The sequence below is a fragment of the Sphingomonas sp. SP3 genome (assembly GCF_058514305.1).
Genome location: NZ_JBZSOE010000001.1, coordinates 880,984 through 894,083 on the forward strand (window position 1 = coordinate 880,984; position 13,100 = coordinate 894,083).

Annotated in this window: 13 protein-coding genes; 2 read left to right on the forward strand and 11 right to left on the reverse strand. The window is 64.6% G+C overall.

Annotation, left to right across the window (positions count from 1 at the left end):
* The gene (locus tag AC4K8G_RS04670; RefSeq protein WP_491733008.1) at positions 1-1,602 is read right to left on the reverse strand and encodes a carboxyl transferase domain-containing protein; all 1,602 of its coding nucleotides are present in this window, start codon (positions 1,600-1,602) and stop codon (positions 1-3) included.
* 117 nt (positions 1,603-1,719) lie between these two features.
* Here AC4K8G_RS04670 and AC4K8G_RS04675 point away from each other — a divergent pair, with 117 nt between their 5' ends.
* Positions 1,720-3,789, forward strand: coding sequence for a M13 family metallopeptidase (locus tag AC4K8G_RS04675; protein ID WP_491733009.1), 2,070 nt, complete (start codon positions 1,720-1,722; stop codon positions 3,787-3,789).
* On the opposite strand, the gene AC4K8G_RS04680 is transcribed toward AC4K8G_RS04675, so the two are convergent.
* Complete coding sequence (locus tag AC4K8G_RS04680) at positions 3,786-4,940, reverse strand: isovaleryl-CoA dehydrogenase (protein ID WP_491733010.1); 1,155 nt, start codon at positions 4,938-4,940, stop codon at positions 3,786-3,788. The genes AC4K8G_RS04675 and AC4K8G_RS04680 overlap by 4 nt on opposite strands.
* Before the next feature lie 104 nt (positions 4,941-5,044).
* Between AC4K8G_RS04680 and AC4K8G_RS04685 the strand changes: the two genes are divergently transcribed.
* A complete protein-coding gene (locus AC4K8G_RS04685) occupies positions 5,045-6,232 on the forward strand; it encodes an acetyl-CoA C-acyltransferase (protein WP_491733011.1) in 1,188 nt (395 codons plus the stop codon).
* Here AC4K8G_RS04685 and AC4K8G_RS04690 read toward each other — a convergent pair whose 3' ends face one another.
* The 9 genes from AC4K8G_RS04690 to AC4K8G_RS04730 all read right to left on the reverse strand — a co-directional run bounded on the left by AC4K8G_RS04690 (position 6,233) and on the right by AC4K8G_RS04730 (position 13,100).
* Entirely contained in the window at positions 6,233-6,649 is a 417-nt protein-coding gene (locus tag AC4K8G_RS04690; protein WP_491733012.1) for a RidA family protein, read from the reverse strand.
* 35 nt (positions 6,650-6,684) lie between these two features.
* Positions 6,685-7,164, reverse strand: a complete 480-nt coding sequence (locus AC4K8G_RS04695; protein WP_491733013.1) for an SH3 domain-containing protein — start codon at positions 7,162-7,164, stop codon at positions 6,685-6,687.
* The gene (locus tag AC4K8G_RS04700; protein WP_491733014.1) at positions 7,164-8,570 is read right to left on the reverse strand and encodes an NAD(P)H-dependent flavin oxidoreductase; all 1,407 of its coding nucleotides are present in this window, start codon (positions 8,568-8,570) and stop codon (positions 7,164-7,166) included. Before AC4K8G_RS04700 ends, AC4K8G_RS04695 begins: the two co-directional genes overlap by 1 nt.
* 123 nt (positions 8,571-8,693) lie before the next feature.
* Complete coding sequence (locus tag AC4K8G_RS04705; RefSeq protein ID WP_491733015.1) at positions 8,694-9,293, reverse strand: hypothetical protein; 600 nt, start codon at positions 9,291-9,293, stop codon at positions 8,694-8,696.
* A gap of 107 nt (positions 9,294-9,400) precedes the next feature.
* The gene (nadC, locus tag AC4K8G_RS04710) at positions 9,401-10,249 is read right to left on the reverse strand and encodes a carboxylating nicotinate-nucleotide diphosphorylase (RefSeq protein ID WP_491733016.1); all 849 of its coding nucleotides are present in this window, start codon (positions 10,247-10,249) and stop codon (positions 9,401-9,403) included.
* A 10-nt stretch (positions 10,250-10,259) separates the two neighbouring features.
* Entirely contained in the window at positions 10,260-11,093 is an 834-nt protein-coding gene (locus AC4K8G_RS04715) for a metallophosphoesterase family protein (RefSeq protein WP_491733017.1), read from the reverse strand.
* A gap of 14 nt (positions 11,094-11,107) precedes the next feature.
* Positions 11,108-11,623 (reverse strand): NUDIX hydrolase, encoded by a 516-nt coding sequence (locus AC4K8G_RS04720; protein ID WP_491733018.1) that lies wholly within the window; start codon positions 11,621-11,623, stop codon positions 11,108-11,110.
* Positions 11,620-12,297, reverse strand: coding sequence for a TPM domain-containing protein (locus AC4K8G_RS04725; protein WP_491733019.1), 678 nt, complete (start codon positions 12,295-12,297; stop codon positions 11,620-11,622). Before AC4K8G_RS04725 ends, AC4K8G_RS04720 begins: the two co-directional genes overlap by 4 nt.
* On the reverse strand, positions 12,291-13,100 hold the full coding sequence (locus tag AC4K8G_RS04730) for a TPM domain-containing protein (RefSeq protein ID WP_491733020.1): 810 nt from the start codon (positions 13,098-13,100) through the stop codon (positions 12,291-12,293). The genes AC4K8G_RS04725 and AC4K8G_RS04730 overlap by 7 nt, the downstream gene beginning before the upstream one ends.

The following is a 13,100-nucleotide window of genomic DNA, read 5'->3' on the forward strand; positions in this document are numbered from 1 at the left end:
TCACATCCTGAACACGCCGAACTGCGGCCGGTCGGGGATCGGCGCGTTCAGCGTTGCGGCGAAGGCGAGGCCAAGCACGTCGCGGGTCTGCGCCGGGTCGATGATCCCGTCGTCCCACAGCCGCGCGGTCGCGTGCCACGGATTGCCCTGCGCTTCATATTCCTCGCGGATCGGCTGCTTGAACTTCTCGGCCTGCGCCGGCGTCCATTTGTCAGCGTCGCGGTGGACGGTCGCCAGGACCGACGCAGCCTGCTCGCCGCCCATCACGCTGATGCGGCTGTTGGGCCAGGTGAACAGGAAACGCGGCGAATAAGCGCGACCGGACATGCCGTAATTGCCTGCGCCGAAGCTGCCACCGATCAGCACTGTGATCTTGGGCACGCTGGCGGTGGCGACGGCGGTGACCAGCTTGGCGCCATGCTTGGCGATGCCCTCCGCCTCATATTTGCCGCCGACCATGAAACCTGAGATGTTCTGCAGGAACAGCAGGGGCGTCCGGCGCTGGCAGGCAAGCTCGATGAAGTGCGCGCCTTTGACGGCGCTCTCGCTGAACAGGATTCCGTTATTGGCCAGGATTGCGACCGGCATGCCCCAGATGTGGGCGAAGCCGGTGACCAAGCTCGAGCCGTAGAGCGGCTTGAACTCGTGGAATTCGGAGCCGTCGACGATGCGGGCGATCACCTCATGCACGTCATAGGGTGCGCGCACATCCTCGGGGATGACACCGTATAATTCTTCCGCATCGAACAAAGGCGGACGCGGCTCGCGCAGCTCGAGGCTCGCGCCGGCTTCCGGCTGAAGCGTGGACACGATGTCGCGCACGATCGTCAGCGCATGCTCGTCATTCTCGGCGAGGTGATCGACCACGCCTGACTTCCGCGCATGGAGGTCGCCGCCGCCGAGGTCCTCGGCGCTGATCTCCTCGCCGGTCGCGGCCTTCACCAGCGGCGGGCCACCGAGGAAGATCGTGCCCTGGTTACGGACGATCACGCTCTCGTCGCTCATCGCCGGGACATAGGCGCCGCCGGCGGTGCAGCTGCCCATGACGCACGCGATCTGGGCGATGCCCTTGGAGCTCATCTGCGCCTGGTTGAAGAAGATCCGGCCGAAATGGTCGCGGTCGGGGAACACCTCGGCCTGGTGCGGCAGGTTCGCACCGCCGCTGTCGACCAGGTAGACGCACGGCAAGCGGTTCTCGAGCGCGATCTCCTGCGCGCGGAGATGCTTCTTCACCGTCATCGGATAGTAAGTGCCGCCTTTGACCGTCGCGTCGTTGCAGACGATTATCACCTCGCGGCCAGAAACGCGGCCGATCCCTGCGATCAGGCCGGCGCCTGGCACCTCGCCCTCGTACATGTCGCAGGCGGCGAGCTGACCGATCTCGAGGAACGGCGAGCCCGGATCGAGCAGCCGCTCGACGCGATCGCGCGGCAGCAGCTTGCCGCGGGAAACGTGGCGTTCGCGGCTTTTCTCGTTCCCGCCCTTTGCGGCCTGGGCGACATCGTCGCGCAATTTCTCGGCAAGCGCGCGATTATGTCTGTCGCGCGTCCGGAACTCATCGCTGTCGGTTGCGATTTTGCTCTCGATAGGCGGCGCGCTCAAAAAACCTCCAGCCATCCGTTGGTCGAAAAGCAGTGCCGCTCGCCTAGCCGGTGCTTGCGGCCTTTGCAAAGCAAGGCCTCTAGCGGCGGCTCAACTGGTCTGGGGAGAAAGACCGCCATGAAAAAACCGCTGCTTCTTTTGTTCGTATCCGCTCTCGCGCTCAGCGCGTGCAATTCGAAACTTGGGTCCGCGGACCAGGAGCAGGCAGGAAACGCGGTCGGGGTCGACCTTGCGGCGATGGACAAGACGGTCGCTCCCGGGGACAATTTCTTCCTCTACGCCAACGGCAATTGGGTGAAGAGCAACGAGATACCGGCGGACCGCAGCAGCATCGGCGCCTTCTTCACCGCGCGGCAGGCAGTCGAGAAGCAGAACCTCGACCTCATCAATTCCCTGCTCAAGTCCAACCCCGACGCCAATTCGAACGAGGGCCGGATCGTCAGCTATTTCAAGGCCTATAACGACCAGGCGGCGATCGACAGCGCAGGCATGGCGCCGGTGAAAGCCGATCTCGACCGGTTCATGGCGATCCAGGACAAGGGCCAGCTGGCGGAAGTATTGGGCAGCCAGATCCGCGCCGACGTCGATCCCTTCAACGCGACCGATTTCAACACCGAGAATCTGTTCGGCATTTTCGTGACCCAGGGCCTGGCGACGCCGGGCGAAGTCGTGCCCTATGTGCTGCAGGGCGGGCTCGGGCTTCCCGACCGCGAATATTATTTGTCCGGCGACAAGGAGATGGTGGACATCCGCGCCGCCTATAAGCCGTACATCCAGCAGGTGCTGACGCTTGCCGGGGTGCCCGATGCAGCCGCCCGCGCCGAGCGCATCTACGACCTAGAAATGAAGATCGCCGAGGCGCACGTCACGCGTGAGGAAGCGAACGATTACGCCAAGGCCGCGGCGATCTGGACCCGCGCCGACTTCCAGAAGAATGCGCCGGGGCTCGACTGGAACCGGTTCCTCAACGCGGCGCAGCTTGGCGGTTACGACAAGTTCGACGCCTATGAGGCCAATGCGATCCGTGGCCTGTCCGCGCTGGTCGCGAGCCAGCCGCTCGACGCGTGGAAGGACTGGCTGGTGTTCCACCAGATCAACAGCCATGCCGACGTGCTGCCGTCGAAAATCGACCAGGCCAATTTCGCGTTCTTTGGCGGGAAGCTGAATGGCCAACCGCAACAGCTGCCGCGTGACAAGCGCGCGCTCGCAGCAGTCAACGCCAACCTCGGCGATGCCATGGGCAAAGCCTATGTCGACAAATATTTCCCGGCGTCGGCCAAGACCGAGGTCCAGCAGATGGTCGCCAACATCAAGGCGGCGTTCGCGGCCAAGGTGAAAGCGCTCGATTGGATGGCGCCGTCGACCAAGGCGGAAGCGCTGAAGAAGGTCGAGAATATCGAGGTCGGCGTCGGCTATCCCGATACCTGGCGCGACTATGGCTCGCTCCAGCTTGGCACCAGCGCCTACGCCAACCAGATCGCCGCGCAGAAGGCCGAATATGCGCACCAGCTGGGCAAGATCGGCAAGGCGCCCGACCGCAAGGAATGGTGGATGACGCCGCAGACCGTGAACGCGGTCAACCTGCCGGTGCAGAACGCGCTCAACTTCCCGGCCGGCATCCTCCAGCGGCCGTTCTTCGACGCCAGCGCCGACCCGGCCTTCAACTATGGCGCGATCGGATCAGTCATCGGCCATGAGATCAGCCACAGCTTCGACAATAATGGCGCGGCGTTCGACGCGACCGGCGCGTTGCGCAACTGGTGGACACCAGCAGACCTCAAGCGCTTTCAGGAAGCAGGCGCTGCGCTTGCAAAGCAGTTCGACGCTTATGAGGCGCTGCCTGGCCTGCACGTGCGCGGCGAGCTGACGCTTGGCGAGAATATCGCCGACGTCGCGGGGCTAAGCGCGGCGTACGACGCCTACCACGCATCGCTGAACGGCAAGCCCGCACCGGTGATTAACGGGCTGACGGGCGACCAGCGCTTCTTCATTGCCTACGGCCAGGCCCACGCGAGTAAGATGCGCGACGGCTACCTGCGCAACATCGTGACGACCAATGAGCATGCGCCCGACCCATTCCGGGCGCTGACGGTGCGTAACCTCGATGCGTGGTACCAGGCTTTTGGCGTGAAGCCCGACGCGAAGCTCTACCTCGCGCCCGAGCAGCGGGTGAAGGTCTGGGGCTAAACGCCGATCAGCTCGCGGCCGATCAACATGCGACGGATCTCGTTGGTGCCGGCGCCAATGTCGAGCAGCTTGGCATCGCGATAATAACGCTCGACGGGCCAGTCCTTGGTGTAGCCCGCGCCGCCCAAGGCCTGCACGGCCTCGTTAGCGACCTTCACGGCGTTTTCCGACGCGAGCAGGATTGCGCCCGCCGCGTCGTAGCGCGTGGTCTTGCCCGCGTCGCACGCCTTGGCGACCTGGTAGACGTAGGCGCGGGATGAATTCAGCGCGACATACATGTCGGCGATCTTGGCCTGCATCAGCTGGAAGGTGCCGATGGCTTTTCCAAACTGCTTGCGCTCGCGGACGTAGGGTAGCACGACGTCGAGGCAGGCCTGCATGATCCCGAGCTGCAAACCCGCGAGCACGGTCCGCTCATAATCGAGGCCGCTCATCAGCACTTCGACGCCCTTATTCTCCTCGCCGAGGATGTTTTCGGGCGGGACGAAGCAATCGTCGAAGACCAGCTCAGCGGTCGGTGAGCCGCGAATGCCGAGCTTGTCGACCTTCTGGCCTATCGAAAAGCCGGTCATTTCCTTTTCAATCAGGAAGGCCGTGATCCCGCGGCTGCCCTCGCCGGTCTTGGCGTAAACGACGAGCGTGTCTGCCTCGGAGCCGTTGGTGATCCAGAACTTTGTGCCATTGAGGCGGTAGCCGTTGCCGCTCTTCTCGGCCTTCAGCTTCATGCCGACGACGTCGCTGCCGGCGCCTGCCTCGCTCATTGCGAGCGCGCCGACATGCTCGCCGCTGATCAGCTTGGGCAGGAATTGCTTCTTCTGATCGGGGTTAGCCCAGCGACGGATCTGATTGACGCAGAGGTTGGAGTGGGCGCCATAGCTGAGACCGACGGACGCAGAGGCGCGCGCCACTTCTTCCTGGGCCACGACATGTTCGAGGTAGCCCAAACCCAGCCCGCCAAACTCCTCCTCGACCGTGATGCCATGGAGCCCGAGCTCGCCCATCGGCTGCCACAGGTGGCGGGGAAATTTGTCGGTCTCGTCGATCTCGGCAGCGATGGGCGCGATCTTGTCGGCGGCAAAGCGCTGGGTCGTCTCGCGGATGGTGTCAGCCATCTCGCCGAGGCCGAAATCGAGCGGCGCGGGTTCGGACATAAGGTCTCCTGTTCGGCTGGGGCGACTAGCACCCGCGTTGGCGTTTGAACAAGCGACGCCGCAGTCTTATGTGCACTGCAACATCCCGACTCCGGAGTTCATCCATGGCCAATTCCGATCCGATCGTCATTCTGTCCTACGCCCGCACGCCGATGGGCAGCTTCCAGGGCGCCCTGTCCGGAGTGAGCGCAACCGAACTCGGCGCGACTGCGGTCAAGGCGGCGGTCGAGCGCGCAGGGCTTTCGGGCGACCAGGTCGACAAGGTGTTCATGGGCAATGTGCTGTCGGCGGGCCTCGGCCAGGCCCCGGCGCGCCAGGCGGCGCTGGGCGCCGGACTTCCGCGCTCGGCCGAAGCGGTGACGATTAACAAGGTGTGTGGATCGGGCATGCAGGCGACGATGTTCGCGCACGATATGCTCGCCGCCAACTCGGCCGACGTGATCGTCGCGGGCGGCATGGAGAGCATGTCCAACGCGCCATACCTGTCGAAGAAATATCGCTCCGGCGCGCGCATCGGTCACGACACGGTCTACGACCACATGATGCTCGACGGCCTCGAGGACGCATACGAACCGGGCCGGGCGATGGGCACCTTCGCCGAGGAAGCTGCGACCGAATATCAGTTCACGCGCGAGGACATGGACGCTTACGCGATCGAGAGCCTGCGCCGCGCCAACGAAGCGATCAGCAGCGGCAAGTTCGACAAGGAAATCACGCCGGTGACGGTGGTCAGCCGCAAGGGCGAAGTCACGGTCGACGTCGACGAGCAGCCCGGCAAGGGCAATCCGGAGAAGATCCCGCAGCTTCGCGCCGCCTTCGCCAAGGACGGGCGGATCACGGCGGCGACCTCGTCATCGATCAGTGACGGCGCCGCGGCGCTGGTGCTGACCCGGCAGAGCGTTGCCGACAAGCTCGGCAAGAAGCCCGTCGCCCGCGTTGTTGCCCATGCCGCGCACGCGCAGGAGCCGGCCAAGTTTACCTCGGCTCCAGTGCCGGCGCTGCACAAGGTGCTGGAAAAGGCCGGATGGAGCGTCGACGATGTCGATCTCTACGAGGTCAACGAGGCGTTCGCCTGCGTAGCGATGATCGCGATGCGCGACCTCGGCATTCCGCACGACAAGATCAACGTGAACGGCGGCGCGACCGCGCTCGGTCACCCGATCGGCGCCAGCGGCGCGCGCATCACCACGACCTTGATTGCGGCGCTGCAGGAGCGCGGCCTGAAGCGCGGCGTCGCGAGCCTGTGCATTGGCGGCGGCGAAGCGACGGCAATCGCGGTGGAGCTCGTCTAGCTACTTCTGCCCCGCGTAGGCCTGGCACTCGATTTCCATCAGTGCGCCCAAGGCGAGGCCGTTGACGCCAACCGCGCTGCGCGCGGGAAGCGGGCCATCTGGGAAATAGGTCAGATAGACCTCGTTGAACGCGGCCCAGTTCTTCATGTCGCTCAAGAACACGGTGCAGTGGAACAGGTCGTCATAGCCGAGGCCAGCGAGCTTCAACGTGTTGCCGATGTCGTCCATCGTCGCTTTGGTCTGCGCCTCTATCCCCTCGGGCGGTTTGCCGTCGGGACCGCGGCCGATCGCGCCCGATAGATAGAGGATATCCCCCACCCGCACTGCGCTCGAGAATGGCAGGCGCTGTCCGTTCAGCGTCGGAGTTCCGTAATGCTGGATAGGCGGGCGTGGCGCCGAATCAGCCGGGCTGGTCATGCAGATCACTCCAAGTGCGATTGCGGCGATGCGCTTCAATCGACCACCTCATTCTCGCCGACGCCCCACAGATCGGTGGTGCGCATGAATCCGTCGCGCTTGCCCATTTCGATGTGGCACCAGCCGTTGGCGCAATGGTCGATGTGGCCGACGACCCCGGCTTCGGCGAGATAGCGGACCTTTCCGCCATCATCGGGCTGGATCCTGACCGGACGTGGATCGCCTTGCTTGACGATCGCCGTGCGGCGGTCGCTGAGCAGCGTCACGAGCATCCAGCCCTGCGTGCCGTCTGGGTCCTCGATGAGGCGCCAGTTGGGATAGGTCTTGAGCACGCGGACCGGCAGGTCGCGGCGTTGATAGAGCCAGGTGCCGGGATAGTTACGCGCGGGCCCGGTGCGCATCATCGCCTGCCCGCTCGCGATCGAGGCCCAGTAAGGTGGCTTCTTGTCTTGCGCAGCGGCGGGCGCTGCAGCCGCGACGATCAACGCTGCCGCGATTGCCCCCCGATTGAACATCAGGCCCCCGTCAGAATCCGATCGACGAGCTGCTTCACGGTCGGGATGAAGCCGTTCGAGTAAAATGGGTCGGACTTGAAGCGGAAAGCGGCATGCCCCGCGAACATGAGGTTCTGCTCGACCGGGCCGCCATGCGCGATGTCCTGAAGCGTCTTCTGGATGCAGAAGCTGCGCGGATCGGCGAGGCGACCGGTCGAATTCTTCTCATTGTCGGCCCAGGACGAGAACGCGCACTGCGACAGGCAGCCCATGCATTCGGCCTGGTCGACGCGGATCTGCTTTTCTTCTTCGGGCGTCACGAAGATGAGCGTGTCATCGGGCGACTTCATCGCGTTGGTGAAGCCTTGCGCATACCATTCGCGGGCATGCTGTAGGTCGCCCTTGGTAACCCAGTAATGCTTCTTGGTACCGATGCCGACGTCGAGCTCGAAATGGTGATCGCCGATCGATTCCTTGGTGTAGGCGATCTGGCGCTCGCTGCGCGCTTCGAGGTTGCGCAGAAACGGGTTGCGCACTGCCGACGAATAGAAGCCCGTCGGCGAGAAACGGTGCAGCAGCACGTCGCCTTCCTCGAGCGTCAACAGCTTGGCCTTCCACTCGGGCGGGATCGGGCTTTCCTGAGTCAGGAGCGGCCGCGTGCCGAACTGGAAGACGATCTGGCCGAGCTCCGGATTGTCGATCCAATTCTCCCACTCGTCCAGCCGCCACACGCCGCCGGCCATGACGATCGGAACGCTGTCGGCGATGCCGTTTTCGCGCATCGTTTCGCGCAGCGCCTTCACCCGGGGATAGGGGTCCTGCGGCTTGCGCGGATCCTCGGCATTGCTGAGCCCGTTATGCCCGCCGGCGAGCCACGGATCCTCGTAGACGACCGCCGCGAGCCATTCCGCCGCCTTGTGATAGGCGCGCTTCCACAAGGCGCTGAAGGCGCGCGCCGAGCTGATGATCGGCAGATAGCTGACGCCGTAAGACGCCGCGATCTCCGAGAGCTTATAGGGCATGCCGGCGCCGCAGGTGACGCCGGTGACGAGGCCCTTGGTCCGCTCCAGCACGCCGTGGAGGACGCGCTGGGCGCCACCCATTTCCCACAGCACGTTGATGTTGATCGCGCCCTTGCCGCTGGCCATTTCATAGGCGCGCTGGACCTGAGAGACGGCACCGTCGACGGCATATTTGATCAGCTCTTCATGCCGATCTCTGCGGGTAAGCGCTTCATAGACCTGCGGGATGATCCGGCCTTCGGGATCGTAGCTGTCGGCATTGACGGCGCTGACCGTCCCGATGCCGCCAGCCGCAGCCCAAGCACCACTGCTGGCATGATTGGTGGCGCTGACACCCTTGCCGCCTTCAACCAGCGGCCACACCTCGCGTCCGCCGTAAAGGATGGGCTTGAGGCCCTTGAACAAAACCCGTCTCCCGAGCGCGCATGCGCCTGTATTGGCGCCCGTATAGAAAAGCTTGGCGCTTATTGCGCGAAAAAAGTGCTCGGGGCCCCGGTCGGTTCCGGGACCCCGCCTATTTCGTCCCGTTTAGCAGTTGCTCGAAGCAGCCGCGCCGCCGACTACCGCGCCGAGGATTCCGCCGATCGCGATCCCTTCACCGGTGTTGTTGCGGTGGCCGTCGTTGCCGGCAATCACGCCGCCGATCGCGGCTCCCGCGGCGCCGCCCAGCGCGGCGCCGGCCGCAGGATTGGCGCATTGGTTGCCGTAGCCGTTGTAGCCGTATCCATTGTACCCTGACGGGTAGCCGTATCCATATTGGCCGCCGTACGGATAACCGTACCCGTAGGGGCTGCCATAGCCGTAGGGAGAGCCGTAGCCATACGGGCTGCCGTATCCATAACCCCCGTAGCCGCCGGGATAACCCCCATAGCCGCCCGGATAGCCTCCGTAGCCATAGGGCGAACCATAACCGTAGCCGTAGCCGCCGTAGGGCGACCCGTAACCGTAACCGACCGAGATCACCGTGCGCGGATACCCATAGCCGTATCCGTAATTGCGGTAGCCGCTGCCGTAATAACGGCCGCTATTGCGATCCCAGTGGCGGTTGCCATCATGGTGGCGAGCGCTAGCGGCGGTGGGAATGGCGACAAGCGCAGTCGAAAGCGCAAGGGCGATTAGTTTCTTCATCGAAATACTCCTCGGACGACGCATCGGTCACGGAGGGGAAGCGACCGACTCAGCGAACTCGGTTGCTCCTGAAAACCTGTCATTTCAATGAATAATGTTCCGTTTGCTTAACGACTCAGCGCATAATCCAGGCCGATGTCCACGGCGGGCGCAGACTGCGTAATGCGGCCGGCCGAAATGAAGTCCACGCCCGTCTCCGCAATTGCGCGGACGGTATCGAGGTTGACTCCGCCCGACGCCTCGAGCGGCACGCGTCCGCCAACGAGCGCGACCGCCTCGCGCAGTACCGGCGGCGGCATATTGTCGAGGAGCAGGCGATCCGCGCCTGCCGCCAGTGCCGGTTCGATCTGGTCGATGCGGTCGACTTCGACCTGGACTTGGAGGCCAGTCGCCGCCGCCTTCGCTTTGCGCACCGCTTCAGCGACGCCGCCGCAGACGGCCACGTGATTGTCCTTGATGAGCACGCCGTCGTCGAGCCGCATCCGGTGGTTCTGAGCGCCGCCCATCCGCGTCGCATATTTGTCGAGTAGCCGCAGGCCCGGAATTGTCTTGCGCGTGTCAATTAGCACCGCGCCAGTTCCTGTAATCGCGTCGACATAGCGGCGGCTAAGCGTCGCGATCCCGGACAGATGCTGAAGCGTGTTCAGTGCGGGGCGTTCTGCGGTCAGCATGGCCCGGGCATTGCCGACCATGCGCATGATCGACCCGCCGGCTTGAATCTTCTCGCCGTCCGCGGCGGCCAGTTCGATCTGCACGTCGGGGTCGAGTGACCGGAAGAATGCCTCGGCAATCTCGACGCCGGCAAGCACGATTGGCTCCCGCGCGTTCATTTGGGCGGTGAAGCGGGCATCGGCATCGATCGTCGCCCTGGAGGTGATGTCGCCGCCGGTGCCGAGGTCCTCGGCCAGCACGCGTTGCACGAAGTCGTCGAGATCGAAGCCGGCCGGTAGGGTCATGTAGCCGCGTCTAATGCGCGACCTGCGGTGTAGGAAGTAGCTTCCAGCGCCCCTCCTGCCATTCGTAGCGTTGGGCATCGGCGGGCAGAAACTCCTCGCCCTTCCAGGCGTGAACGGTGACGGTCACCGCGTCGTCGCGAATGTCGATCGTGTTGAAACTTTGTTCCTGCTCGCGGACACGGGTCGAGGTCGCGGTGCCCGCCTGCACCACCAGCGTACCGCCGGCGCGGGTCACCAACTCACCTGCGTCCTGGCTGGAAGCATGATGGTTATGGCCGGCGAGCAGCATGTCGACGCCAGCGTCCTCGATCGCGTCGAGCGCCATGTGCTGGCGACCGATCGCCCGGCTCGTCTCTCCGGCGACCTGCAGCGCGAATAAGGGATGGTGCGTGACGAGGATGCGGAAGGATTCTTCCGACGTCCGCGCGAAGGTGTCGCGAATGAACTCGACCTGCTCTTCGCTGATCCGCCCGTCCTTGAAGGTCAGCGACCGTGCGGTGTTGATGCCAAGAACGGCAACGCCGGGAAACTCGATAAACGGGCACAAGGTATCGTCGATAAAGCGGCGGTACCGGGCCAATGGAGACAGGAAGCGGCGAAGGACGTCGTACAGCGGGACATCGTGGTTGCCGGGTACGCCGAGCACTTCGTGCCCGCGCGCGCGCAGGCGGTCGAGGAATTCGCAAGCATCGCGAAACTGTTCGGTCCGGGCGCGCTGGGTGAAGTCGCCGCTGACAACGACGAGGTCGGGTTTGAGCTCGTCGGCGGCCAGCCCGACCGCATCGACAAGGCGCTCGTCATGGGCGCCGAAATGCAGATCGGAAAGATGGAGGAGGCGGGTCATGCCCCGCCCAACGGTCAGAAACCAGAAAAGATCAGCAGCTTGACGTCGATCCCGAGACCCTCGGCTCGCTTTTGCTCGATGAAGTTGGGAATGTCGGCCCGGGGCACGAGATGGACGGTAATGTCCTCATGCTCGTCTCCCCCACCCTCTCCGATGCGGCGAAGGCCGTGGGCGCGGACGAGGGTAAAGCCTTCGGCGAGGATGCCGGGCGAGGAATAATATTCGCCCAGCCGCTCGACCCGCTCAGCAGTGAACCCCGTTTCCTCTTCCAGCTCCTTGATCGCGGTGCCCTCGACCGTGGCGTTGGGATCGGTATCCCCGACCAGGCCGGCCGGAAGCTCCAGGCAGCGCTCGCCCAGCGGGACGCGCGGTTGCTCGACCAGGATCGTCTTCCCCTCATATTCGGCGAGGATGACGACCGCGCCGATATTGTTGGTGCGGCTGACATATTCCCATTTGCCGCGACGGATCGCGCGGACGAACTTGCCTGCCCACATCACTTCGGCTGGAGGAAGGTCGTCGAGGCTCACAGCTCGATCAGCTTGTCGGGGATTTCATTGATGTCGCCGTCCGTGCGCGGGAAATGCTCGGCGAGCACCTCGCCGACGCGCTCGATCGCCGCGACCATCCCGTCGCCGACCCGGCCATCCTTCACGTCGGCGAGCAACGCCGCCATGGCGTCACCCCAGGTCGTTTCGTCGGTCACTTGGAGAATCGCGTCGTCGGCGACGATCTCAGCGCGGCGCTCGGCCATCGACAGATAAATGAGCACGCCGGTGCGCCCAACAGTGCGGCGCTCGGCGGCGGCTTTGAACACCGCGACGGCGCGGCGCCGCACGCGGCGATGCTTGGTCGGACCGGGCGTGAGCGCCAGGCGCAGGGGCATCCATTTGAGGATCAGCAGGACTGCGGTGAACTTCAGTACCGCGAGGATCATTAGGAACGTCAGAAGCTCGCCCAGGGTCGGCTCGGCGTGCCAGCCGCCGGTCAGGGTGTCGTACCACCATGTGAGCCAGTCCGGCCGCCACGCCGTCCAGGCGAGCACCAGGATCATCGCCGCGACCGCCCAGTGCAGGGCAACGTCGTGATAGGGGTCACTGATCGGGGTCGCGACCGCGACGATCTCGCCATTGGTGTTGGCCTCGGCCGCGGCGATCGCGGAGCTGACCTTGTCGTGATCGGCTTCGCTGAGGCGCCTCACCATGAGCCGGACGCTCCGCCGCCGCCGAAAGAGCCGCCGCCGAAGCCGCCAAAGCCACCGCCTCCGCCGCCGCCGCCCCAAGACGAGCCGCTGCTCCAAGAGCTACCGCCGCCATCCCAGCCCGGCCCCCACAGGATCACGGGTGCGCCAAAGCCGCCGCGCCTGCGATAGCGCCGTCCGCCGGCACGGCGCGCGAAGGACAGGATCACAAAGCCGATGACGAACATCCAGAAGATCACTGGGATTACGCCTGGGCTGGCGTCGCGGCGCTCCTGCTGTGCCTGCTGCGCAGTCGCCACGTTCTTCTGCGCTTCGCCCGGCGGAAGGCTCATCTGCTCGATGATCGCGTCCGCGCCGGCGGTAATGCCGCCGCCGTAGTCGGGCGGGTTCTGCTTGAAGTGCGGCAAGATCGCTTGGCGAATGATCAGGCCGGACATGGCGTCGGTCATATATTCGCCCGCGCCATAGCCCGTCGCGATCGTCACCTTGCGTTCATTGGGTGCAACCAGCAGCAGAACACCATCGTCACCCTTGGCGCTGCCGAGCTTCCAGTCGCGTCCGAGGCGATAGCCGTAATCTTCGACCGGATAGCCTTCGAGGCTCTTGACCGTCGCGACGGCGAAAGCGCGGCCGGTTTGCGCGTAGAGCGCCTGCGCCTTCGAGCGCAGATCGACGACCTGGGCAGCAGTCAGGATGCCGGCCTGGTCGACGACCGGAGACCCGTTGTTTTCGGGAAAGGTCTGCGCGGCCGCAGGCGTGGCCAGCGCGTGCAGCGCCAGCCACAGAACCGCGAGGATTTGTTTCAC

Coding starts and splice junctions, on each gene's coding strand:
- AC4K8G_RS04675 (WP_491733009.1), top strand. CDS start 1,720: ATGAAAAAACCGCTGCTTCTTTTGTTCGTATCCGCTCTCGCGCTCAGC.
- AC4K8G_RS04680 (WP_491733010.1), bottom strand. CDS start 4,940: ATGTCCGAACCCGCGCCGCTCGATTTCGGCCTCGGCGAGATGGCTGAC.
- AC4K8G_RS04685 (WP_491733011.1), top strand. CDS start 5,045: ATGGCCAATTCCGATCCGATCGTCATTCTGTCCTACGCCCGCACGCCG.
- AC4K8G_RS04690 (WP_491733012.1), bottom strand. CDS start 6,649: ATGACCAGCCCGGCTGATTCGGCGCCACGCCCGCCTATCCAGCATTAC.
- AC4K8G_RS04695 (WP_491733013.1), bottom strand. CDS start 7,164: ATGTTCAATCGGGGGGCAATCGCGGCAGCGTTGATCGTCGCGGCTGCA.
- AC4K8G_RS04705 (WP_491733015.1), bottom strand. CDS start 9,293: ATGAAGAAACTAATCGCCCTTGCGCTTTCGACTGCGCTTGTCGCCATT.
- nadC (WP_491733016.1), bottom strand. CDS start 10,249: ATGACCCTACCGGCCGGCTTCGATCTCGACGACTTCGTGCAACGCGTG.
- AC4K8G_RS04715 (WP_491733017.1), bottom strand. CDS start 11,093: ATGACCCGCCTCCTCCATCTTTCCGATCTGCATTTCGGCGCCCATGAC.
- AC4K8G_RS04725 (WP_491733019.1), bottom strand. CDS start 12,297: ATGGTGAGGCGCCTCAGCGAAGCCGATCACGACAAGGTCAGCTCCGCG.